Genomic DNA, 24,890 nt, shown 5'->3' on the forward strand with positions numbered 1-24,890 from the left:
GATCAGGATGCAAAAGTATGACACAATTATTAATCTACAAAATTCATAGACTAGATATAGTAAAAAAATCTCCCATCATCCGTATTATAAGGAACGGATAATGGGAGATATAAATAGCATTATTACATGCGCTTCCCGCAGTACTATTGATTCAGTAGTTTTTTCAGGTCCGCCTTGCAGGACTCTACATTTTCCCAGATAAGTTTATCCTCGCATACGGTGCCTTTGTACTTGACGGAAACATTTGTTTTACGAAGAACAATCTGATAATACTCAGGGGCATCGGGTGAATTTTCCCAGGTGATCTTCCCTTTTTCTTCGATTCCACCGGCCATTTTATCTTCAATGAGATCATTGACCTGTTTGTGCATATTGTCAGGAAAATCGTAGGCCACTTCACTTTTCACGAGGCAGGTGGTATCTGTTACCAACAGTTGTTCATTACTTTTTGCTGCAGCATTTTGCTGAGCGGCAGATAGCAGCAGACATCCTGCTACTATGAGCATTAACGGGAATTTTATCAAACGTTTCATAGTAAGAGAAATTATTATAACGATGGAGAATAGATATATAACAAGTTGCTGTAAGGTTCGTCGATTTTGGTTTTTTATCTCCCTAACTTATTATTAATATAATCTATTTAACCCGTATTACAAAATACCCGTCATAAATGGCGGGAGATAATAGGGGTATCTTCATCATAAAGTGTCTTACAAACAGGTCATTGATATTTTCTGAATACGTTGAAAAGAACCTTTTGGGCAGCCTCGGAGGAAGGTGCAATAGTGTCTTGTGGCATAAAATGCCGTTTAAAGGCCTGCAGGGCGGCGGTGCTGTCTTTTATATCATATCCGATGATCCGCAGCGCCTGCCATTTATCAAAAGATGCCGGTACGGCTGTGTTTGTAGTATCATCATACCACAAGCCAAATCCTTTCCGTGCCAGTTGTTGCCAGGGGAAATAAGCACTGGGGTCCACTTTGCGGCCGGGTGCAATATCGCCATGGCCCACAAAATTGGCCGCAGGAATGTTGTAGCGGTGTTGCAGGGTATCGAGCAGGATCATCAGGCTGTTGATCTGTGCAGGTTGAAAAGGCTCGAATCCGTTGTTGTCCAGCTCAATACCGATGGAAGAAGAGTTAATATCCGTAAGATTGCCCCATCTGGCAGCTCCTCCGTGCCAGGCACGGAGATAATCGTTGAGCATATGATGAATGGTGCCATCGCGGCAGATCACGTAATGGGCGCTTACCTGCGTGCGCTGCATGGTAAACGTTTTTAATGTTTGTTCACATGAATTCTGTGCTGTATGATGAATAATTACCAGGTTTGGTTTGCGCAGGTTGAAGTTCACCGTACCTGCCCACCAGGCCGGCATTACACCAGCGTCTCCGGGCAAATCGCCCGGTTGCTCCCGCAGTACCTTTGCGTAGGTTTTGGCCTGTTGCCGGTACATTTTGTTGGTTTGTGCATACGGCGTGCGTGCGCAATAGGTGTACAAACAGACGATCGCCGCGAGGCAGCAAAGCTTTACAAAGTGTTGAATAGTATTCATCTGCAGGTGTTAAAGTTTACCAAACATACGGCGATAAAGATACTAAATGTACCGATCCACCGTTTTTTTAACAGGCACTATGAAAAGTGTCCGGTATCATATATATTTACGTTTTCATTAGTACTCTCCGGAGTATCAAAAACCTATGCCATATTGTCCATAATAGCCTACTTCCTGTTACTACCTGTGATTTATGCAGTGTCATTACTGCCTTTCCGGGTATTATACTTCCTGAGTGATCTGGTATATGTATTGCTATACTATGTGATGGGCTACCGCAAAAATGTGGTATTGCAGAATCTCCGTAATTCCTTTCCTGACAAAAATGAAGCCGAGATAAAACGTATCTGCAAGGATTTTTATCACTATCTCTGTGATCTTTTCCTGGAAACATTTAAAACGCTCACGATCAGTAAAGATGCGATGATAAAACATTGCCGTTTTACGGATGATACGCTGGCACTATTCAACAAGCTGGCAGACGATAAAAAAAGTGTGGTATTGGTGATGGGGCACAAAGGAAACTGGGAATGGGCCGGCAATACCTTTAGTATTTTATGCAAACAGCAACTGTACGTGATCTATCACCCACTGGCCAATAAACATTTCAATGGCCTGATGTATCGCATGCGCACCCGCTTTGGTACCAAACTGATAGCCATGCAGGATACTTTCCGCGACATGGTACAGAACCGGGACGAAGTAAATGCCACTGCTTTCATCGCCGACCAGGCGCCACAGCCCAAAACTGCGCAATGGCTTACCTTTTTAAACCAGGACACCCCTGTTTTCAAAGGCACGGAAAAGATTGCACAAAAAATGAATTATCCCGTGGTGTATGTAACCGTACAACGCGAAAAAAGAGGATATTATACCGTAGTGGCAAAGCTGCTGACCGCTACCCCCGCTGATGAAAAAGACGGGGATATAACGGCAGCGCACACACGAAAACTGGAAGAGGATATTGTAGCGCAACCTGCAACATGGTTGTGGTCACATAAAAGATGGAAACACAGGCGTACAAACCTGATTTAATAAAGCTTAATCAACAAAACAATTTTTCGATCAGAAGTTACGAATATGCGGGAAGGTAAAGAGTTAATATTGGCCACCAGGCCATATGCAAGTGAGAAGAGAGCTAAAAGCTGGCTGTATACGCTATCAACATTATGTTTTTTAGTGCTATCACTGTCGGGCACCCTCGTATTACCCTATCTGGCGCTCAGGATCATCTGCAGCATTCTTTCAGGGTTACTGATCGTACGGATGTTTGTCATCTATCATGATCATCAGCATCATGCCATCCTGCATAAATCATGGCTCGCAGATGCTATCATGAATATTTTCGGGGTCTATATACTGGCCCCTACCAGTATCTGGAAGCGTTCACACGATCATCATCATAAACATAACTCCAAACTTTTCAGTGCCAGCATCGGTTCTTATCCGATTGTTACCCGCAGGAAATTTGAAACGATGACGGCGGGTGAAAAACGCAGCTATCTCTTTTCCCGGCATCCGGTTACCGTGGCTGCCGGCTACTTGTCTATGTTCATGCTGGGGATGTCCCTTCATTCCTTTGTAAGCAGTCCGCGCAAGCACAAAGACTCCCTGCTGGCACTCCTGATACATATAGGAGGCAGCGTGGCTATCTGGTACTTCCTGGGCTGGCAAAGCTGGTTGTTATTTGTGGCGGTTCCTTTTACCATCGCCTGTGGTATCGGCGCTTACCTGTTTTATGCGCAGCATAATTTTCCGGGTGTAACTTTTAATGACAATAAGGAATGGTGTTATGACAAAGCCGCGATGCATAGTTCCAGCTACCTGGTGATGCATCCTGTTATGGCCTGGTTCACTGCTAACATCGGGTATCATCATATCCATCACCTGAATGCGCGCATTCCTTTTTATCGTTTGCCGGAAGTGATGCAGGGCATCCCCGAGCTGCAAACAGCCAAAACAACGACTTTCCGCTTACGTGATATCCGCGCCTGTTTCCGCCTGAAAGTATGGGACCCCGAGCTGAATAAAATGATCAGTCTCCGTGAAGCCAATGCTATCAGGAAGGCTTCCCGGATGGCAACACCTGATCCTGTAGTATATCACGGATAATTTTTTTCCTTGTTTCCAGCATATGTCGTGTCATCTCCCGGGCTGATTGCAGCACCGGTATACCGGCTGTATGGGGAGATCCTGCCCGGAATGGTGGCGCCGGATTATATTCCAGCTGCAACTGAATTATTTTAGCCATTTCTTCTCCACCTATCAATGCTGTTAACACCAGTCCGAAATCGATGCCGGCAGTTACGCCGCCACCGGTGATCCGGTTACGGTCCCTTACTACGCGCGCTTCCGCTGTATCCACGCCAAACATCTGCAGCAGCTCCAGCGAGCGCCAATGCGTAGTAGCTTTATAGCCGTGTAGCAGCCCGGCTGCCGCCAGCACCAGTGACCCGGTACAAACAGATGTAATATATTTTGCCTGAACCGCCTGCCGGCGGAGAAAAGATAACACGGTGTCATTGGTCAGCAAAGCATTGATGCCCCGGCCACCTGGTACAAAGATGATATCCAGCTGGGGGCAATCAGCCAGGGCTAAATTGGGTTGCAGCATCAATCCGCCTTCTGCTTTCAGCGGGGCTATACTTTCCCCGATAATGATCACTTCAAAGCAGGCGGCCCTTATAAACAGTTCATAGGGGCCTGTAAAATCGAGGATGGTCACGTCCGGAAAGAGGAGCATGCCTATTTTGAGTTGCTGCATATAACGGAACTTTAAATGCGGTACAATAATAAATTTTCTGCCTGCACTACCCTACAGGTGCTGTTCGTACTTATTTATGGGAAGTGCCGCCTGTAACTGCTGCAAATCTGCGGCGGTCAGCGCAGGCGCCTGCACCGCTCCGATGGCGTCTTCCAGTTGTTGCATGGTACGCATCCCCACTACGGCTGTAGTAACGGCCGGTTGCTGCAATACAAAGCGGAGTGCTGTTTGCGCAGCATCTCTACCGGTTACGGATAAACGTTGTACGGCTGCTGCGGCTGTCGCCACTTCTTCGGGGTTGTAATTGAGATACGCCACTGGGGGCTTACTCACCAGCAACCCCTTTGCTACCGGCCCTCTTGCCAATACACCGATACCGTTTTCGGCCAACAGGGAGAAACAGGTTTCTTCCGGTCGACGGTCCAGCAGGCTGTATTGCATCATCACACTCACTATATTGGCGCGTTGCACATATGTTCTGATAACATCCGGCCTGATGGAAGAAATACCGTAGTATCTTATTTTACCCTGTTGCTGCAAGGTTTCGAAGGCGGCAATGGTATCATCGATCGGATCATTGATAGTACCGCCATGCAACTGGTAGAGATCAATATAGTCTGTTTGCAGCCGCTGCAGGCTTTCTTCCACACTGGCCAGGATATATTTTTTAGTAGGGTTCCAATCCCACCCGCTGCCATCTTCCCGCCACTGGTTACCTACTTTCGTAGCGATGACCACATCCTGTCTTTTTCCTTTCAACGCTTTACCCACCGTTATTTCATTCTGTCCCTGGTTATAAAGATCGGCGGTATCAAAACAATTGATTCCTTTCTCAATGGCGTGGTGAATGAGCTGCGCGTTACCCGTATCATCATTTCCAAGCGACATACAGCCAAAAGTAATTTCGCTTACACGCAGTGTTGATTTTCCGAGTAGTTGATATTGCATGATCAGGGAGGATTTAATAGTAAGCAGATAATGCTTCCGGCACACTTTTGCAGACAGCACCTGTCACGAAGATAGCGCCTATTCACGCACTTTTATATGCCGGGAGCAATAAAATTGTGTTGTAACTCGCTGCAAGCATAAACAAGGGCTGCCTGGAAAAGCAGCCCGGAGATTCGCCAATTCGACAATTAACACCCTATTAGTATAGCTGACAGCCACCTGTTCCTGTAAGCGGACAGGCAACTGATAATGTTTAAATCACGGGCGGCCTGGAAAGGCCACCCGATTGGTTCAATAACAACATAAAACGCCTGTTCAATCTATAATAATTTTAAAAGTGGGGTCTGTTTGGAAAAACAGTCCCGTTAGTTCGCCATGATTACACTTATGAAAAAAAATATGATGAGGACTGTGTTCGCAGTCTGTTTTTCTAAATAAAGGGGATTGCCTGAAAAGACGATCCCTGTTGTGAAAACCACGCAACCTTCAACACAACCTGGATCAACAACAGGTTTGTTGTAAGTATTATGGCCGCTGTAGGTACTTATTCATTTATATATAATGGACCAACCTGCACGCCTGGTGCATGCCGGGATTTGTAATAGTGGGACCGTTTTTTAAGACGGTCCCTGCCGGTACTTCCCAACTACCGGGCATTCCAATAATGTTTTAAAAAATGAGCCTGTTTGAGGTATTCGATGACGTCCTGGTTTATAATGGGGACCACCTGGAAAGGCAGTCCCCTGCACGTTCATCTTGATTGCCTATTCGGACTTCTTATATTTCCGGATAAATATTTGCTTGTATGATCCGGTTGGGCAGGATCATCCGCGATAAATAAACAATGGCCGGCTGTTCTTTTCGTGCGATGCAGTTCTTTACGCTGCTGGTGTACGGTCATACACGTCACGCGGCCATGACCGGGAAACGATGTTCCAGCCAGCTAATTCAGCATAAAGAAGCAGAACAGGTGGTAATGATATTTACCCAGAAATGTACATGTTTGAAAATGTCGGTTAAAAAGAAAAGTTTGCATGTGGGTCGGTTTTTCATGATAAAAATTTCAAAACAATTAAATGATGCCTGGCATATAGCCGGCGGGGTTAAATATTGGTTGGTTGTATACGCATTGCTGCGTTACTTGATATACTATCCCGAGATTAACAAAATATGCTACGAAGCAAGCAACTGATCAACAGATATGGTATAAATACGCTAACAGTTACAATGTTATAATGCAAAGATAATTATCAAACTGAGGTAAAAATCAGCTTATAAGCCTAAAACTCCAATGAATGAGAATGAACAGATCAAGGGCCGGTTGAACAAAATGAATAGGAGGATTTTTAAAAAATGCGGCATAACAAAAGACAGACAAATGGGAATGTTAAAATACCACATTACGGACTGACAGTGGCACAGGCGGGTTAAACTTCAGACTCCCATCCCTGTCTAATAACTATATTTAAAAACAATGAAAAACAGAACTTACATGCTGTTTGTGTTGATTGGGCTATTATGCACAACTACAGCGAAAAGCACATACGCACAGCGTGGTCATGGTGGTGGCGGAGGTGGCGGAAGCCGGGTACATATGTCAGCGCCACATTTTTCTGCTCCACGCAGTGTAAGCCGGGGATTTTCTTCGCCACACACACCAGCAGTGATGAACAGGGGCTATTATAGCCATAGCTACCGGCCTCCTGTTTACCATAGTGGTGGCTATTACAGACGCCCCTGGTACAGACCGGGATACAGACACTTCTATGGATATAACCCATTCTTTCCTCCTTTAGGATTCTATGTATCAACGCTGCCTTACGGATATTTTACACTTGGCGCCGCCTTCGGCCCAATGTATTATTACGGCGGAACCTACTATGAATCTGATAACGACAACGGATACAAAGTAGTAGAACCTCCAATGGATGCCGCAGTTCCGGACTTACCGGATGGTGCGCAGGAAATCCAGGTGAATGGTAACACCTACTATGAAGTAAATGGTACCTACTACCAGGAAATAATGACCGACAATGGTAGACGTTTTAAAGTAGTAGGCGAAAATGGAAAGATCGGGAATACAGTAGTAGCGCCGCAAGACAATAACGACAGCAACGCCAATGCACCCGCTGAAAATATTATTTCAGCACTGCCTGATGGCTGTCGCACAGTGAACATTAATGGACAACAGTATTATCTGTCACCTGATGGTATGTACTACCAGGAAGTAAAAACAAATAATACAACCGGATATAAAATTGTTGGTAAGATGAATGCCGATAATTAGCCATGGTTGGTACCCATTTTCCCGGCGAAGGAAGGAGATAGTATTTCCTTCCTTCGCCATTTTTATTACCAGCTGCTGCTGGCGCCTCCACCTCCCGAAGAACCACCGCCCCAGCTGGAACTGGACGATGAGGACGAAGAGGAAGAGGACGATGAGGAGGAAGACGATGAAGACTCCCTGATCCGTGGAATTTCAAACCGGTAATCATGCGAAAATGCGCAGGCAGCACAGCGATATGATTTTATGCCCCAGCCCTCCGAACGGGTAGTAGCCCTTTTCTGCGTCTTCGTTTTTTTACATTCAAATGTTTTATGGACACAGGAAGGGCATTCGGAAACCGTTGATCTTATATTCGTATAATCCAGTGTCAGCTGGTAATCGCAGGGATCACATCTCCATACATCATAATCTACTGATACCAGTTTCTCTTCTATAACCTGCGCTTTATCCAGGTAATGATCGTCGCTTACTTCATCCAGTTTATGCATGGGGTTCAGACACTGCGGACAATCATACACGTTATCCCGCAAACTATTCAGCCGGGATTTCATAGTACGCAGATAGATAAACAGAAAAGGTAACGGGAAGATATAACCCGCCGGCAACAGCCGTTTATATACCGGCTCCAGTCGCAACCATTTCCCGTGCCTGTCTGCATCGCGCAGTGCAATACCGGCACGCAGCGCCATAATCAGCACAGCAACATGCATAAAAACCGTCCATACCAGGTAATAGATCAGTAAGGTCAGAAAGAATCCTGCATCGCTTCTTTTCTCAAATATCAGATAGGATATGATGATACCAGCCGTTAAATGAATCAGCAGCAACCCAAACCACCGGGGCCTCAGAAATTCATTGGGCAATACACCAGTGATGACCGGCATTTCATCTTCCCCAATCTTTATCTTTTTTAATTTTTTACCAAAAAATGCCCCCATCATAATGGCGGAAATAACCACCGCAGCGATCAATGCAAAAAAAGAGAAATCACCGGGTCCCCGCGCGCCACTGTAACCGGCATCATCAGCCGGTGTGGTAGGCGTGCTTGCGAAAGCGGAAGGCGCCATTTCCACAATTGGCGGCTCGTTGTCGGCTACAACCGAATCAGCAGACGCCATCAGTGAATGATCCAGTACCATCTGCTCCGGAATATCCACTGCATCATAGGCATAATTGCCGCTGTTCATCAGAGATGAAACGGAATGGATACCATCTATGAAAGCCTGGTCAAACGAACCTTCCTTGATCCGTGGGATCATATACTCCTGCTGGATCCGGAAGCATAAAATATCCGGCATATCGGCTTCCAGTCCCCGCCCGGTTTCAAATACCAGCTTGTGGTCATCTTCCACCAGGAGGATCAGTAAGCCGTTGTTGGTGTCACTGTTCCCTATTTTCCAGTAGTTAAACAACTTATGTGCGTACTCTTTGGAGTCATAGCCGCCAATACTGTGCAGCAGTACAACGGCCACCTGGGCCTTCTGCGCATGGTCCAGTTCAGACAGCTGGCTATTCAGTAAATTCACGGTCGCATCTGAAATAATATGATCGGGATTGCTCACATATCCCCCACCGGATTGTTTGGGGTCAGGCACATTGGCCACATCAAATTTTCCTTTCTTATCATTACATGACAGGAGTAATGATACCAGCAGCGTTAACAAAACAAATCTCATAGTTATGGTTGACTCTTTATTCCGGGGCTAAAAATACTATATTTTAGTTTTCATACGTTTTAGATATTGCTGCTGTTATTAGCAGGATTTTTGCCCGCAATGATAAATATTACATAAATTAGTGATTCTCAAAGTACTTACACCATCATCAATACAGCGCACATGAAAAGGTTTTTTGCATTGGTTGCCTTTATCTTCCCGCTGGTACTGAGCGCACAGACAAAGCTCGCACAGCCCGTTTCGGACGATTTTTCGGCAAGAGTAGCGTATCATTACCAACTCAGAAATGATTCTATCACCGGATACATCGCTGAACAGATGACGCGCAGCGGCGCCGCCGGCCTGGATATAGACTCAACCATCTTTGATCTCAAAAAAGATCCGGTGGCCCTGGATGCGGCATTGAAATACCTTTACCAGTACAGTGACTGCAACCGGCAACGGTTTATCGGCAACCTGCGTGCTATGAACCTGCAATCCGGCAGTGTATTTCCGCTGGCTACCTATACCGCCAATAAATATAAAAGCGAGGTAAAAGCATTGCTGGAAGATAAAGCCGACTTTCTGAAAACATATACCGGTCCGGTTACCGGCAAGGGAGCTCCCGCAAGCGTAGCTGCAGTACCCGCGGCAACTGCCGGCAACACCACTGCCCCTACCGGTGATCAACCCGCCGCCTCACCTGCCGCCACTACCCCGGCAGCAACCACGGTAACGGATACACGGAACTGGGAAGTAAGACCGCTGTTCCAGGTTCGTACACCGGAACAACTGGTGGAAATGTTCGGAAAAGACAATGTTACCCAGCGCGATGCGACCGACCTCGCAGGCGACAAGGAAGGAGAAGCCTATGCCATCTATCCCGAAACAGACGATGAACTGGAAGTGCAGTTCGACGGCGAAAACGGTAATATCCTCACCTTTTCCCACTATCCATCCAAGTGGAAATCACCCTACGGCATTAAAGCCGGCGACCCGCTGGATAAGCTCATTAAAGTAAACGGCCGGCCTTTCCGGCTCAATGCCTTTGAATGGACTAATGGCGGCATCGTAACCGACTGGCAGGGCGGCGCCCTGGAAGGAAAAGGTGTAACCATTATGCTGAAAGCCAATAATACCGGCGATCCCAAACAATATGACCAGGTTACAGGCGATAAAAAGATCAGGTCTGACCTCCCCGTATTGAAAAAACTGGACGTGGTGATACAGTCCGTAGCGTTTAAGGGTAATTAACTTCCTTAAAAAGATATGAATTACTATATTGTTGTATGAAAAAATTATTTTTAGCCGGTTTCCTTTTGCTGATTGCAATAACCGGGATATCCACCAACATGAGCGCACAAACGAAGAAGAGCCCTTCACTGAATCATATTGCACTGTATGTAGTAGACCTGGAACGTAGCACGTCTTTCTACCGGGATGTGGTGCAACTGGAAGGGATGGAAGAACCTTTTAAAGACGGCCGCCACAGCTGGTTTAAAGTAGGCGAACATAGCCAGCTACATATTATTTCCGGTGCCGCCAAAGCCACAGAGCACCCAAAAGACATGCACCTCTGTTTCAGCGTACCTTCCATGAAAGATTTCCTGGTAGTACTGGGCAAACACAAAATAGCCTACGAAGACTGGCCAGGCAAACCGAATACCATCAATAAAAGGGTGGACGGTGTACAACAGATTTATTTCCGTGACCCGGATGGATACTGGCTGGAAATCAATGACGATAAATATTAATCCTATCGCAGTTCCTTTTCAAGCGCAGCAGCTTTAGCAGCAATCGCCGCATCAGCGGGTATTTTATCCAGCCAGGTGCGTGCCTCTTTCTTGTTATGCTGCTGCGCATAATATAATGCCGTATAAAATGCGGCATCGTATTTAAACAGTGATGCGCCTGCGTATACTGTTTCCAGTTCCGCTAAACCCGCTTCAACACTGCCTCCCCGCAATTGCGCAACCCCCCTGTAGAAGTGGGCCATCTGGCTGCTGCTGTCCTGTTCCAGGTATTCATTCAGTAAGGGAATTACTTTCGTATAGGCGCGTTCGTTAAAAAAGAGTGCAGCGGAGCGGAGTAAGGAATCCTTGTTATCACCACGTTCCACAGACGCCTGCATTTCGATATTACCGTAGATAGCCATGTAATCCATTTCGCCGTTATGGCGGAACACCACCACTGCCGCGATCAGTATGGCCGCTGCCGCCGCGAAGCCCACCAGGTATTTTCTCATGGAGATCACTTTCGGGGGATGTTTAAAATAGGTATCCCGCCGGCGCTGCAGTTCTTCCTGCAACAGATCCGCCTCTGCATCCGGTGGTAAGCGCCTGACCAACGTATCTTTCAGTGTTCTGAAAGCAGCTACCGCAGCAGCCAGTTCTGCATCCGCTTTCAATGCAGCCTCAAACCGCTGCCTTTCTTCCGGCAGCATCTCCTCTTCTACATAACGGATAACATCATCATTATTATAAGCAGTCATAATCTAAATTTTCTGAGCCTGTACATAGGATAACAAAGTAGCCATACATTCGGATTTCTTCTTACGCAGATAGCCATAGGTAACGCCCATTGCTGCCGCGATCTTTTCCTGCGCCTCCCCTGCCAGCGCCTGCCGGAGGATCTCTTTACACTTCTCTCCCAACCGCTCAAACTGTGCCAGGAACATACTTGCTTCTGCCTCTTCCTTTATCACCTGTTCTGCGGAAGCAAAAACATCTTCTCCTACTTCATATAAATCATCCAGCCTTTTTGTTACCGGTTGCCGGCCTCTTTTCTTTAGTTCATTCAGCCATTTTCTTTTGCAGATCAACAGAAAGAAAGGTTCAAAGGGACAGGTAAGTTGCAACTCCTTGTGTTTCGCCTGGTTATACAGGTCCATAATAGATTCCTGGAAAATATCTGCTGCATCATCTTCTGATCCCTGGTGCTGCATAATATGGTGCCTGATCTTTCCTGCAAAGCGTTCATAGATCTCCTGCACCAGGCGGGTGTCATTATTTAACAGGCCATCCAGGTATCGCTGGTCGGGGTGAATCGTCATCGGGAGCTGATTTGCATGCATTGACAGAAGTATATCACATCTAAAAATACATCTTTCTAAAAATAAATTTCAAAAAGGGGGGTAACAAAATAAAAAGGCGGTTGATCTACTTACAAACAAGCAAAAAAATTACTCATCAAAAAATAGTTTGTATGAAAACGCTTTCCTTAAAATCTATCGCCTGTTTATTGGCCGCAGCACTGGCAGTATCATCCTGCAGAAGAAACAACAATGAAGTTCCGCTTCCCTCGCCCAGCGAGGATGGAAAAATGTTGTCTGCACTCCTCAGCAGCTATGCACCTAAATTCGAAAGCTTTACCGTGGATGCCGCCGCCGGTGGTGTAATAACCACCACAAACGGAACGAAATATACAATTCCTCCGAATGTATTTACTACTAAAAGCGGAGTTCCTGTTACGGGAGCCGTTGCCATCAGCATCAAGGAAATCCTGAATGTCAGTTCCATGATCTTATCAGATAAACCTACCATGACCAGTGATGGCCGGATACTGGTATCATACGGAGAATTTTTCATGAAGGCCGAACAAAACAAACAGAATCTCGCGCTGCAACCCAATGCTAACGGGCGTGCTATACAGGTACAGGTACCTGCCAAACCCGGAGATGGTGTAAAAGAAGTACCCATGTGGGATGGAGATACCACTGTTACCCTTACCCAAAATGGTTTTAACCACATTAACCAACCGGTGACAGTTAGCTCAGAGGTAACGCTCAACAAAGGGATGATGTGGACCCAGATTGATAACAACTACGCCATCTTCAACTCCGCCAATGGCACTATGGACTTTCGGCTTGATAGCCTGATCAAATGGACAAACTGTGATGGGCTGTACTATGACCCGAATCCTAAAACCACTGTAATGGCTTATTTCACCAATCACTTCAATGCAGAAACCGGTGTTGGCTTCGGTGGGGAACAACCCAGCATGCTGTTCTTCAAACCCCGCTATAGCAATACAGTGGTTAAATTTTATAACGTCATCCTGGCTGCACCAACTGGCAAAGAAGGGTTCCATAGCTACCAATCCTCTATCCCTGTTGGCATGGAAGGCACGTTCCTGGCTATCAGCGCGGTAAACGGGCAGCTCTATGCAGAACAGAAAGATGTGACAATAGGAACGCCTGCTACCGGTAATGACTATACGACTGTGAGCTTTGACCTGCAAGCTGTTGACGCCAATTCTTTAATAGCACTGATCAATAGTATGAATTCGAAATAACCGGCCTGTTATCCGTTTACAAGTACACCCAAAGTTGAACAGCAATAAGTCAATCCTCCGGTTGACTTATTGCCTTTTTTGTATAATATTTATTTACATTTATATAGATAATCCCCTTATGCAAAAAACCACTACTGCTGTCGCACTTTTCCTGTTCTTTCATGTAATATGCCTGGCGCAATCGCTCCCGAAGCCGGTAGCACCGGCCTTTCCACAGGATACCGTTCCTGCTGAAATTACCTTGCAGGGCAATGATGACAGTATGCAGCTGGTGGCTAATCTGCGCCCGTTGCGACAGATAGCCGGCGCACCCGCCGCCTTTTATACCTACTTCTGGGAAATGGGTGACGGCACCTTCAGCTTCAGTAAAAACCCGGTGCCACAATACAAAGATACCGGCACCTACCAGGTACGGCTATACGCTACCAACAATTATGATGATGGAAAAGCGCCGCCTACCAGTCCCCGTCCTATAAAAGTGAAGAAGCCCGTCAAGAACAGTACCTGGGCATCCCACTTCTTTCACGGAGCAGGTAATATAGAAATGAAGATCAACCGCAATCCTAAGCCCGGCGAAGATTTCATGGCACTGATAGGCTACCGTAACCTGTCCGGAGATGTGGGCAGCGGTTCACTGGTATTGTTTTTTAATGAGAAGCAATTCGGTCACGACGGCTTTCATATGACGGAAAAAAGGAGCTATCACGGGGAAGACAGCAGCTCCTTACAAACACTGCTGGCAGCTTTGAATCCACCGGATGATAACATGAACATCGCCCTTGCACGGGGCCCTCATGCCGCAGCGGCAGCCCCTTTCGGGGAAGCAGCCAAAGCGATGATCCAGTCCATGCAAAGTACTTACAACGGACACACGGTTTTACATTACAGCAACGCCGCACCCGACAAGGAGCAATTCCTTTTCCTGAATATGCATACCCTGCCGGAAATGATCCAGGACACCAATGCCACCGTTACCATGACGGCCATGCTGGTACCGGACAACCCGGCTATGCAACCGGAAATGTATCAGCTGGAAATGGCCATAGTAGCATCACATGACCCCAATCGCCTACAACTGAAACGCCACCGGATCAACTACCGGTTTATGGGAAAGAAAAAAGAACTGACCTACAAGGTCCAGTTTCAGAATACCGGCAAGGGCCCTGCGAAGAAAGTAGCCATTGGCATCGCAGTACCCCGGCAACTAAATACAGAAACGATCAAACTACTGGAGATAAGTCCGGCCTGCATCAGCTGCGATTCGGCCTATCAGCAACAGAGCTGTATTGATACCGTACGCACGCGCGACAGTGTATACTTTGTGTTCCGGAACATTTACCTGCCCGGGCTGCAACAGGAAGGTGTCATGGACCCGGATTCTACCAAAGGGTTTGTCCGTTATTCCGTGCTGTTTAAGAAGAAACCCCGGAAGATCCCTTTCAGCAGCAGGGCCGCCATCATCTTTGACAAGAACGAGCCGATTTATACCAACCGTGCTACCGCCAGGTTCATTAAAGGCATTTCCCCTACTATTATAGCAGGCTACAACTTCACACCTAACAGCCGCGACTATACGTTGAAAGGGCCGTTACAGGTAGGTGTGGCGCTGGCGCCATTTGCGCCGGACCGTCCTTATTTCCAGGCAGAAGCTTACGCCGGTTTGCAGGAAAAAGAAATAAGCAGGGAACAACTCACCCGCGACAAAAGGGATACGATGTATAACGGGCAGGGCTATCTGATTTCCGGCAGGGGCCAGCAAACAACGTTGACCCGCAATACCCTGCAAATAGTGCCCTTACACTTCCGCTATAACATCAGCAAGTGGATTGGTATCGGCGCAGGCGCTTTAGCGCAGGTAGATGTATCCACACAAACAAGCACGGTATCCAATATCTACCTGAGCGACTTCCAGCAACCGGATGTGCCCCTACACACCTTCCGCAATACAGTGAAAGAAGAAACGAAATGGTTTACCGGCTGGAATGCAGCCCCCTTCGTTGATTTGCAGATAGGCAAAGTAAAAACCGGTCCTGCTATAGGGCTCCGCTACCTCCGGCAACTGGCGGGCAATACGCCGAACCGTTTCTTCGTATATGCTAGCTATAAACTGTAATAAATCATAACTTCAGCCTTGTATGGCTGAAGCACGCGTGCACATATTCCTGGTTAAAAGGTGGCTGCTGTTACTGGCGATAGCCTTGCTATCAGTAGCCTGGCAGGAGCCGACCACCGGTGCGCTACCCGACACCCTGCGCAAATACCGGGCAGCAGATCAGCTCACAGAATGGATCTATACACAGTTGCAATGGCCCGCCGCCACCCCGCTGGAAAAGGCCGCCATCCTAAAACAAGCCACCACGCATATCTGGCGTCTTCCAAAAACCGCTGAAGAAGTACAGGCCTGGCAGGATCTGCTGATCAACCAAGGCTATACGTTATTACTGAGCGGAGACATTGTATCTTCTACAGATGCCTACCAGCAAGCATTTGAATGGGCCAGGCAACACCTGTCCACCACAGATGAAAGCCTCGTACTGGAATACATCCTCAAACCACTGGGCAACAACTATACGCGGCTGGGTGATTATGAGCAGGCGCTTTTCATTCATCAGAAGGCACTTGCACTGGCTAACAGCCTGCAGGATCAATCCGCACTGGCCGGCACTTACAGCAACCTTACCAATACAGCCGGCAATATGGGGCAACTGGAACAGGCGCGCTTATATTGCCAGGAAGGACTCAAAGTCGCCGATAAAAAAAGTGCCTTATACGGATTGCTGTTATCAGAACAGGCAGATGTTTGTGAGAAACTATCGCAACATGATATTGCCAAAAGCAGCATCCGGGAAAGTATCCGTATCCTGCGACAACAACCGGCAGGCGACCAGGAAGCCGCTCACTGGCTATTTATGGCCTATCAGCAGGCAGGTGATATTTATTTGTCAACCCCTATCACCGCCAAACAATATTACCAGGAAGCTTTGCATTATATGCGCCGCAAACAGGTAGTACGCAAGCGGGAACAGGCCAAATTATACCAGCGCCTCGGCCAACTGTACGTGGCACTGGAGGAGCCGCAGCACGCACTCTCCTGGCTGGACAGCTGCGCCCGCATACTATTGCCGGGTAAGGATTTCCGGCAACTGAAAGAAGAGGACATGTACGGAGAATATACCTTACTGGATATGCTCTTTGCCCGTGCAGCCGCTTACAACCAGCTACAGCAGCCCGATGCAGCCCTGCAAGCCTATCGTTTATGTTTCGCTACCGAGCATAAATTACGCAGCCAGTTTATATCTGCCTCCGCAAAAGAAATGGCCGTTTCAGATAGCCGTTCCCGTTATGAGATGGCTATTGAAACAGCTTACAACTGCTGGCTAAAAACCCGTCAGACATCCTACCAGCAAGTGATATTACAGTTCATGGAAAACAGTAAATCACAACTGCTATGGGAAGAAATGCTGCAACAGGCCCAGTACCATACCGGCGACAGCACCTTGAAACGTATCCGGTTACTGGAACAGGCGCAGATCTATTACCGCAAAGAAGCCCTCCAGAATGGTGGCGGGGATAGCCTGCTGAAAGTACGCCAGCAACGGGTAGCGTGGGACCTGGCTACCTTGCGTAAAAAAATGCCGGTCATGGCAAATGATACTTTATCGGTCGGTCATCTCACAAAATTATTGCCTGACAAACATGTAATCCGCAGTTACTTTGCCGGTACAACCGGTTTATATAGCATAGAGCTTGACAAACAAGGCATCCGTTTTACCAACAGGCTGGCTATTACCACACAGTGGCATGATAGCCTCCTGTACTTCCGGCAGCATTATTTTGAAAACGGCGCACAGGCGATGATCAATACGCCCAAAGCCTATTACGACGCAGCCTACCGCATTTATGCGCAACTATTCCGGCAACAGCCATTGCAAACCGGCAACACTTATATGCTTATGCCGGACGGCGTGTTAAGCACCATTCCATTAGAAGCCCTGGTAACAGATTCCGTTTATCCCGCCGCCATCGGCAAGTGGCCGTTCCTCGTAAAACAGGCGACCATTGCCTACGCTTACTCCTTACGTACCTGGCAGGCGCAACTATCCGGAGATACCAACAAAAAAGGATTTAGCGGATTTTTTATAGCCCGGCAACAACACGGATTAGCCGCCTTACAAGGGGTGGAAGCAGAAAAAGAACTGATGGCGCCCGTTATCAGCAATGGCCGGTGGTTTCCTGACGCACAGGCTACCGTGGCCAGTTTCCGGCAAGCCTTAACCGAATCGGCTATTGTACATATCAGCACACACGCTTTTCTTAAACAGGACAGTATGCAGGCGCCACATATCGCATTTTATGATGCGCCCTTTTATTTATTTGAACTAAATGCGCTCCCGCGGCATCCGGCCATGGTGGTATTGAGCGCCTGTGGCACCGCCGATGGCAGGCTGGTCACCGGCGAAGGCGTTCAGAGCCTGGCGCACGCCTTCATGGCTATAGGCACCCCCGCTGTTGTAGCAGCTTTATGGAATGTAAATGATGCGACCACACCACAACTGATGCAAACCTTTTACAAAACACTTTCCACAACGGCCAATGCAGCAGCGGCATTGCAACAAGCAAAACTAAGCTGGCTGAAAGATCCCGCTGTAACGGACATGCATAAACTCCCTTATTACTGGGCAGCACTCGGCTACCAGGGCAATACACAGGCGCTACAGGCAGGCGTATTGCCGGCCCGCGGAAACTATTGGTACTGGCTGTTGTTATTGTTAGGAATCCCGGTATTTATCTTGCTAAAAAAAATCAGTAATAACCGGCATATATAATACAACGATAGGCGTATTGCCCTTTTTTCGTTATATTCAATTACTTCATACAAGCTTTATGTCATTACAACTGAATGTTCCTTTCGCAGAAAACGAAGAAGCAAAATCAAAGGGTGCGCTATGGGATGCCAATCTGCAAACCTGGTATCTGCCGGAAGCCCACTACGACCGGCTGATGGAGGTAGATAAATGGATTCCGGAAAAAGATACTGCCATTATCCTGTCTAACGAAATCACCATCGCACAGGCAGAAAGACCTTGCTGGAAATGTCATCAGCCCAACCTGGTCATTGCTATTGGCAGCGATTATTTTTATGAGAAAGATATCAATGAGCGCGATGAAGCGGTATGGCTGGAACAAGGCTTCTTCACGCTGTTTCAACAGGTATCTGCTGTATCCGGAAACCTGCAGGCATTGTTACAGGATCATTATCCGAACTACAAGACCGGCTATACGAAAAATACCGCCGGACAATATTGGAGCAACCACTGTGCTGCGTGTCAAAGTATTCAGGGCGACTGGTTCCTGTTTGATGAAGCTGGCAGCGTATTTTACCCGGTCACCCAGGAAGCGGCCATACTTATTACATTAAAGACCTTCCCCCTGAAATATGCCCCACGCATAGATGCAGGTTACATCTACGGCAATCATCTCCGCCTGATAACAGAATTCGCTGCCAGGGTGAATGTTACCTGACACCATGTGCTTTCTCCACCAGCGTTTTAAACCTGTTCATCGTTTCAAAGAGATTTCCCCGGACAATAGGGTCGGAAACCCAGCGTGGCACCTTCTTACTACGGTTGGTAGAGATGCTGTAGATCACCTTCACACTTCCGTTTCCCTGCTCATGTAAGAGCCATTTCCCCTGCACTCCTGTGATGCGGGTTACTTTATTAAAAACAGGAAACCTGCTATGCGAAGTACTTTCAAAAGTAATTTCTGCCGGCTTACCATCTTTACCTTCTTCCCTGACATGATATTTAAGACAACAATCCTGATCATCAAACGGCCAGGGGATACTGTACTTGATGTAGGTGATCCATGTATTTTCATCTCCGGCCGGTAGTACATTATAGGCTTTGGCTTCCATATTCCAGTCGGTGCCCCTTTCCTGGTCTGTTAAAAGCAGGTGGATGTCTTTTTTATTGGCATGCACAAAGAAAACAGCCTTCAGTTCCCTAACCGGTTCTTTTTCAGCACCCGGAATCCACCTTTCATAAAGGGATATTCCCCTCTCCTCTTTCACCAGCTTGAAATCATCCCCGCCCAGTTGATTGGCCGGCAGCAGCTGAGAGATGAATGTACCCGTCATCATTAATAACTTTAGACTTCCCACGTAAAACGTTTTATGCAAAAATGTCCTCCATTATTCCTTATTCAGCCAATTTTCTAATGAGCTGTCAGATTATCGTCTTGAATCGTTGATGACAGATAACGTTTATGCTCAGAAATCGGTAAAAAAAGACCTGCTTATCCCTATTAATTTTAATATTTTAGGCCACTAAAACGCTTTAAAACATTTGTAAATGAATAAAATCATGGCAACTAAAGATATTCCTGTTGGTGTAGCCGGTCTTGGTTTAATGGGTTGCAGTATTACAGCCTGTTTACTGATGGCGGGCCATCCTGTGATAGCTGTAGCGCCCATTCCGGATGACATGAAACATGCACACAAACGGGTTTTGTCCCATTTACAAAGGGCTTACCAGGAAGGGCTCACTACAAAGCAACCGGAATACCTGCTGGAATCGCTGGTAATTACAGAAGACTTTGGTGCATTGAAACCTTGCAGACTGGTGATTGAAAGCACCATCGAGAACCTGGAGATCAAGAAAACAGTTTATGGAAAAATTGAGTCTGTTATTGATACTACCTGTTTGCTGGTAAGTAATACATCTGCTATTCCTATCAGCATATTGCAAAAACTCACTACCCATCCTGAACGCTTTTTCGGACTACACTGGGCCGAACCATCGCATACTACCCGCTTCCTGGAAGTGATCTGCGGAGATCTCAGCAGTATTGAACTGGGTGAATATTTATATCAGCTATCGCATCAGTGGGGCAAAGAACCAATACTGGTACGTAAAGATATCCGGGGGTTTATCACCAACCGGTTAATGTACGCCATGTACCGCGAAGCATTCCACCTTGTTGAGAATGGCTACGCTACCATAGAAGATGTAGACAGATCCTGCCGTAATAATGCGGGCTATTTTATGACGCTGGTCGGCATTTTCCGCTGGATGGACCTGACAGGTGTAGCCGCTTATCACAATGTAATGAAAGACCTGTTCCCCGACCTCGATAACTCCACTACGGTTCCAAAACTTATCGATGACATCGTTAAGGAAGGCGGCAGAGGTATTGCCAATGCAAAAGGCTTTTATAAATACACCCCGGAAGAAGCAAAAATGTGGGAAGAAACTTTCGCAGACTTTAGTTACAAAATCAGGGAGCTTGCATTACAATACCCCGCAAATGTAGTAGAGCTGAAAATGGAAGCAGCCAGGAAAGAGCAGGAAGAGAAATAATTATTTATCTGCCAACGGCAAATATTTCTTATTACGATATACTTTCAGAAAAGCATGTTATTTTGAAAATAACATGCTTTTCTGTTTCTTTACTGCAATACCGGTTCATCATGCAACCCGATTTTTTCCATATCAAACAAGCCCTCGATAAATTTCTGCCGCTACCAGCAACAGAGTGGAATGACTTTTCCCAAAAACTCATCTCCAAAAAATATAACAAAGGTGATTACCTGATCAGGGAAGGCCAGGTAGAGAACTACATTTATTTTCTGCACAAAGGCGCTACCCGCAACTACTTCAACAAAGAAGGTAAAGAATTCACGGTAGATTTTCATTTTCAGGGCGAGTTTGTAACGGCCTACTATTCGCTTATTACCAGGGAACCCAGCTCCATTTTTATCGAACTACTGGAAGACGCGGAAGTAGTTGCCATACCACTGAAATTCCTGAACGAATTTTACGCCAGATATCATAACGGTGAAAAAATCGGAAGACTCATGGCAGAGTATCAATATGTAAAACGACTACAGAAAGAAATGGATCTGCTATCCAAAACAGCCGAAGAAAGATATACCCAACTAATGGAAAAAAACCCTGAATTGATCCGTAACATTTCTGTAAAACATTTGTCTTCTTACCTGGGCATTCAGCCCGAAAGCCTCAGCCGCATCAGGAAGTTGCATACACGAAGCTAACATACATCATTTTCTATCCAGCGTGCATTATCGACTTTTGTGTGTATAAAAGCCGAACGATTATGAAACCACTCCTCTTATTGATAGTTGTTTTTGCCGCCACCAGTGCTATTTCAAAATTTGTCACAAGCAACTGGAGCCTGCCACTGTCCGCCAACCTGGCGATGTGCCCGATGCTGTGCTTTACAGCGTTAGGACACTTCATGTTTCCCAAAGGCATGGCCATGATGATTCCACCGTTTATCCCCTATAAAACAGCCTTGGTATACATCACCGGTATTGCGGAAGTTCTCCTGGGGCTGGCGTTGCTTTTCCCCGCTTTGAGGCCATACACAGGATATGTGCTGATTGTATTCTTTATTCTAATTCTGCCGGCAAACATCTACGCTGCTATTAAACACATCGACCTTGAAAAAGGGACCTACGGCGGCCCCGGGCCCAACTATTTATGGTTCAGAATTCCGATGCAGCTATTTCTCATCGCGTGGGTTTATTACTTCTCCATCAGCTCATCTATTTAAATTTAAACATCATGCCATCCGGACATCATTTTTATGAAGTGGATATTACCAACCACGAATCCATAGTTTTTATCAACAGTATTCAGGTCAAAAATTTAAAAGGATTTCTCTGGCTATGGTTAAATCTGCCAGGGATCATCAAATCAGTGAAACGGCATAGCGGCGCATATGAATGTATTCCCGCCCTGGTAAGCCCCTTACAGATTGTTATGGTCAGCTATTGGTATAACTACCGTGAATTAGGCGATTATTACAAAGGTAATATCCACCAGCAATTCATCGGGTTTGTAACAAGGAATCCCACAGCATTGGGCATGTACTTTGAAAGTTTTGCCGGCAATAAATCGGGGAAGTATATTAATGGAGTTTTTGGATTGGGGAAGAATTTCAGGCGAAGATGATCATCAGCTTCTGTAAAAACACTAAGGTATGTGTACTCATCGATTTCATATTTCATTTCCTCCAGTGATACTTATATTCAATCTATCTTTTAGATAATTTTCCAGTTCCTTATCTTCGCAATAAATATAACAACCTTTCATGCCTCTTGTCATCAGTGTTCTGTAAGTATTCTTAATAATAGTTCTGACTAATTTTTTTGCTTTCTCCGGATGCTCTTTCAGCATTTTCTTGTATCCAGAGATAGATTTATCGTCTTTGGACCTTTTCGAAGGGTCTACCAATACCTGCCCCTCACGGGCTATCAGGTCTTTCCCTATAATGACTCCAATATAATCAACATCCAGGCCCTGACAGGTATGGATGCAGCCAACCTGATCAATTGATCTTGGATCAATAATCCAGGCAGATTCATACGCCATGAAATTCCATTTCATCCTGAAGTTATGCTCAGGAATAATAATATCGTATTCACTTGATTTTCGTTTACTATTCCAATCCCAGCAATATCCCGCTACAAGCCGGGCTTTGTTATTGATTTTATTCTTTTCGGCGATTATATTATATAATGCTGCCGGACTATCCACTATTTTAAAATCATATGCGAATCTAATAGAATCAAAAGATTCATTGGCAGTATTCCGGATTTGCAAAACATCATCCAACCATGCAAGGTAACCGTCGGAGCCGTTGCAACGGAACTGTGAGGATAAAGTAAGCCGGTGAACTTTTGCATCGGCAGCAATAGCAAATTCTTCTATTATTTGAATATCTGCATAATCGTCAAAATGTACCCTCTGATCTTCATCGATAAAAAATATAGAGCAAGTTGCAGTATTGATAATTTCCTTTACCTGGTTATCACCCTGCCGGAGAAAACCGGTTTTTTCTGTGAGGCGGTGGGCTTCATCTACAATCAGTGTAGATATTGCGTTTTGAGGTGCTTGCATAAATGTACCTGACCCAACAAATAAGTTTCTAAGTTCCGTCATCCTTTTAACATCCCTTAGTTTATCAAAATACACACTACGTGGAGCCAGGGTTTTCGTAACATACTGCGTCATCAAGCCTCTATGATTTAATTCAACCAATAAATTGATGGCCACTACAGATTTACCTGTACCTGGTCCTCCTTCAACAATCAGCACATTCTTATTTTTCTCATTGGAGTGCTGTGCCAGATGAAGGGCAGTTTCATAGGTTACCTTTTGGTCATCGATCATGATGAATTCCTTATTCCCTTTAATCAGTGATTTAAGGCTGTCAGCCAGGCTTTTGCTAGGTCTTATTTTTCCATTGTCTATTTTGGCTATGATATTCGTTTTATCACCATACTTCATAAATTTCTTTATGAATTCCCGTAGTTTAATGGCATCCTTTTTCAGGAATACGGGTGCTTTCTCAATATAGTAGCTATAGAACTCGTTGGTTATTACGTCATCCTGCTCATAATTATGCAGATAGGCACAAGGCTGAACAACAATTGATTCCTCCTCAATAGTGGCGTTAAAGGACTGGAGCAAAGCTGCATATGACCATGCCTGATAGGAAGGATGGCTGGTAGGTACTCGGTTACCTTTGAATTGGGTTTCAACAATCCCATCCTTTTCTGTTAAGTGGGCTTCTGACCATTGTTTAAGCTCAACAATAACTACATTTTCTTTATCTCCATCAGAGCCAGTAATGATAAAATCTGCCCTTTTGGAGGTTTGTGGGAGATGATATTCTATAGAAATGCCACAATCGTTTGGTATATCGTGATCATTGAGAACCATTCCCATATAGACCAATGAATTTTTATAAGATTTTAATTCGTTTGGTGCTACAGACTTTCCTGTTTTAAGTTTTATTTGCCGGGCAATGATATTTTCGATATCATTTGTCAATAGATCATTGCCAAATCCCTGCTTGTCTTCCTGATATACGATCATCTTAGGATAGGAGGTAAGGTGAGAAATAGGTTACAGTTCGTTGTATTTCTTTGAGGTTCCCTTTGATTTATCTATCGGGTATTTTTCTGCATTTTTTTTAATCTTGTCAAGTACAATCTCTTTTACATTCAGATTATGCTTATTGGCCAACAGAAAACAAAAAGAAAAAACATCAGCTAATTCTTCTTTCAACCTTTCTTTATTGACTTGTTCGGCGTCAGGCATATTTTTCCATAGAAAGAGTTCATTCAGCTCAGCTGCTTCAATTGAAATGGCTGCAGCAAGATTTTTTGAATCATGGAATTGTTCCCAATGGCGGTCATCCCTGAATTTGACCAGTTCTTGTACTATAATATCGCAATCAGACATACTGCATGTAATTTGGCTTGATTATCTTAATAATCATAAGTGTATAATATAAGGTTTTTTATCAAAATGTCAATGATAGACAAATATAGAAATTACAGGTTAATCATCTATT

General features: G+C 45.7%; 23 protein-coding genes. 13 read left to right on the forward strand and 10 right to left on the reverse strand.

The window, feature by feature from the left end; genetic code table 11:
- Positions 1-143: 143 nt before the first annotated feature.
- Both ABQ275_RS20520 and ABQ275_RS20525 read right to left on the reverse strand, forming a co-directional pair.
- Entirely contained in the window at positions 144-533 is a 390-nt protein-coding gene (locus ABQ275_RS20520; protein WP_349315023.1) for a hypothetical protein, read from the reverse strand.
- Between the two features lie 188 nt (positions 534-721).
- Entirely contained in the window at positions 722-1,555 is an 834-nt protein-coding gene (locus ABQ275_RS20525; protein ID WP_349315024.1) for an N-acetylmuramoyl-L-alanine amidase, read from the reverse strand.
- 153 nt (positions 1,556-1,708) lie between these two features.
- On the opposite strand from ABQ275_RS20525, the gene ABQ275_RS20530 reads away from it, so the two are divergent.
- Both ABQ275_RS20530 and ABQ275_RS20535 read left to right on the forward strand, forming a co-directional pair.
- Entirely contained in the window at positions 1,709-2,590 is an 882-nt protein-coding gene (locus ABQ275_RS20530) for a lysophospholipid acyltransferase family protein (protein ID WP_349315025.1), read from the forward strand.
- A gap of 45 nt (positions 2,591-2,635) precedes the next feature.
- On the forward strand, positions 2,636-3,667 hold the full coding sequence (locus tag ABQ275_RS20535; RefSeq protein WP_349315026.1) for a fatty acid desaturase: 1,032 nt from the start codon (positions 2,636-2,638) through the stop codon (positions 3,665-3,667).
- Here ABQ275_RS20535 and ABQ275_RS20540 read toward each other — a convergent pair.
- Complete coding sequence (locus ABQ275_RS20540; protein ID WP_349315027.1) at positions 3,615-4,319, reverse strand: DJ-1/PfpI family protein; 705 nt, start codon at positions 4,317-4,319, stop codon at positions 3,615-3,617. The two genes, ABQ275_RS20535 and ABQ275_RS20540, sit on opposite strands and share 53 nt — an antisense overlap.
- 51 nt (positions 4,320-4,370) lie before the next feature.
- Entirely contained in the window at positions 4,371-5,267 is an 897-nt protein-coding gene (locus ABQ275_RS20545) for an aldo/keto reductase (RefSeq protein WP_349315028.1), read from the reverse strand.
- Positions 5,268-6,741: 1,474 nt separating this feature from the next.
- On the opposite strand from ABQ275_RS20545, the gene ABQ275_RS20550 reads away from it, so the two are divergent.
- Entirely contained in the window at positions 6,742-7,554 is an 813-nt protein-coding gene (locus tag ABQ275_RS20550) for a DUF6515 family protein (protein WP_349315029.1), read from the forward strand.
- Positions 7,555-7,619: 65 nt separating this feature from the next.
- Here the strand turns inward: ABQ275_RS20550 and ABQ275_RS20555 are convergent, their stop codons facing one another.
- A complete protein-coding gene (locus tag ABQ275_RS20555) occupies positions 7,620-9,230 on the reverse strand; it encodes a TPM domain-containing protein (RefSeq protein WP_349315030.1) in 1,611 nt (536 codons plus the stop codon).
- 162 nt (positions 9,231-9,392) lie between these two features.
- On the opposite strand from ABQ275_RS20555, the gene ABQ275_RS20560 reads away from it, so the two are divergent.
- Positions 9,393-10,463 carry a hypothetical protein gene (locus ABQ275_RS20560; RefSeq protein ID WP_349315031.1) on the forward strand — a complete coding sequence of 357 codons (1,071 nt, stop codon included), beginning with the start codon at positions 9,393-9,395 and terminating at the stop codon, positions 10,461-10,463.
- 35 nt (positions 10,464-10,498) lie between these two features.
- Entirely contained in the window at positions 10,499-10,963 is a 465-nt protein-coding gene (locus tag ABQ275_RS20565; RefSeq protein WP_349315032.1) for a VOC family protein, read from the forward strand.
- Between the two features lie 2 nt (positions 10,964-10,965).
- On the opposite strand, the gene ABQ275_RS20570 is transcribed toward ABQ275_RS20565, so the two are convergent.
- Positions 10,966-11,700: a hypothetical protein gene (locus tag ABQ275_RS20570; protein WP_349315033.1), complete on the reverse strand. Its 735-nt coding sequence runs from the start codon at positions 11,698-11,700 to the stop codon at positions 10,966-10,968.
- A 3-nt stretch (positions 11,701-11,703) separates the two neighbouring features.
- On the reverse strand, positions 11,704-12,282 hold the full coding sequence (locus ABQ275_RS20575; RefSeq protein ID WP_349315034.1) for a sigma-70 family RNA polymerase sigma factor: 579 nt from the start codon (positions 12,280-12,282) through the stop codon (positions 11,704-11,706).
- A 131-nt stretch (positions 12,283-12,413) separates the two neighbouring features.
- Between ABQ275_RS20575 and ABQ275_RS20580 the strand changes: the two genes are divergently transcribed.
- The 4 genes from ABQ275_RS20580 to ABQ275_RS20595 all read left to right on the forward strand — a co-directional run bounded on the left by ABQ275_RS20580 (position 12,414) and on the right by ABQ275_RS20595 (position 19,025).
- Positions 12,414-13,502 (forward strand): hypothetical protein, encoded by a 1,089-nt coding sequence (locus ABQ275_RS20580; protein WP_349315035.1) that lies wholly within the window; start codon positions 12,414-12,416, stop codon positions 13,500-13,502.
- Between the two features lie 118 nt (positions 13,503-13,620).
- Entirely contained in the window at positions 13,621-15,615 is a 1,995-nt protein-coding gene (locus tag ABQ275_RS20585) for a PKD domain-containing protein (RefSeq protein WP_349315036.1), read from the forward strand.
- 22 nt (positions 15,616-15,637) lie between these two features.
- Positions 15,638-18,328 (forward strand): CHAT domain-containing protein, encoded by a 2,691-nt coding sequence (locus ABQ275_RS20590; protein ID WP_349315037.1) that lies wholly within the window; start codon positions 15,638-15,640, stop codon positions 18,326-18,328.
- A 58-nt stretch (positions 18,329-18,386) separates the two neighbouring features.
- A complete protein-coding gene (locus tag ABQ275_RS20595; protein ID WP_349315038.1) occupies positions 18,387-19,025 on the forward strand; it encodes a DUF5710 domain-containing protein in 639 nt (212 codons plus the stop codon).
- Here ABQ275_RS20595 and ABQ275_RS20600 read toward each other — a convergent pair.
- A complete protein-coding gene (locus ABQ275_RS20600) occupies positions 19,018-19,665 on the reverse strand; it encodes an START domain-containing protein (protein ID WP_349315039.1) in 648 nt (215 codons plus the stop codon). The genes ABQ275_RS20595 and ABQ275_RS20600 overlap by 8 nt on opposite strands.
- A 190-nt stretch (positions 19,666-19,855) precedes the next feature.
- Between ABQ275_RS20600 and ABQ275_RS20605 the strand changes: the two genes are divergently transcribed.
- The 4 genes from ABQ275_RS20605 (at position 19,856) to ABQ275_RS20620 (ending at position 22,480) form a co-directional block, all read left to right on the forward strand.
- Complete coding sequence (locus ABQ275_RS20605) at positions 19,856-20,863, forward strand: 3-hydroxyacyl-CoA dehydrogenase family protein (RefSeq protein WP_349315040.1); 1,008 nt, start codon at positions 19,856-19,858, stop codon at positions 20,861-20,863.
- A gap of 62 nt (positions 20,864-20,925) precedes the next feature.
- A complete protein-coding gene (locus ABQ275_RS20610; protein ID WP_349315041.1) occupies positions 20,926-21,558 on the forward strand; it encodes a Crp/Fnr family transcriptional regulator in 633 nt (210 codons plus the stop codon).
- Between the two features lie 62 nt (positions 21,559-21,620).
- Entirely contained in the window at positions 21,621-22,079 is a 459-nt protein-coding gene (locus tag ABQ275_RS20615) for a hypothetical protein (protein WP_349315042.1), read from the forward strand.
- Between the two features lie 11 nt (positions 22,080-22,090).
- Positions 22,091-22,480, forward strand: coding sequence for a hypothetical protein (locus ABQ275_RS20620; RefSeq protein WP_349315043.1), 390 nt, complete (start codon positions 22,091-22,093; stop codon positions 22,478-22,480).
- Between the two features lie 45 nt (positions 22,481-22,525).
- Here ABQ275_RS20620 and ABQ275_RS20625 read toward each other — a convergent pair whose 3' ends face one another.
- Together ABQ275_RS20625 and ABQ275_RS20630 are read right to left on the reverse strand one after the other, a co-directional pair.
- Positions 22,526-24,409 carry a DUF2075 domain-containing protein gene (locus ABQ275_RS20625; protein WP_349315044.1) on the reverse strand — a complete coding sequence of 628 codons (1,884 nt, stop codon included), beginning with the start codon at positions 24,407-24,409 and terminating at the stop codon, positions 22,526-22,528.
- A 30-nt stretch (positions 24,410-24,439) separates the two neighbouring features.
- The gene (locus ABQ275_RS20630; protein ID WP_349315045.1) at positions 24,440-24,778 is read right to left on the reverse strand and encodes a MazG-like family protein; all 339 of its coding nucleotides are present in this window, start codon (positions 24,776-24,778) and stop codon (positions 24,440-24,442) included.
- Between the last annotated feature and the right edge of the window lie 112 nt (positions 24,779-24,890).

This window comes from Chitinophaga sp. MM2321 (assembly GCF_964033635.1).
GTDB lineage: Bacteria > Bacteroidota > Bacteroidia > Chitinophagales > Chitinophagaceae > Chitinophaga.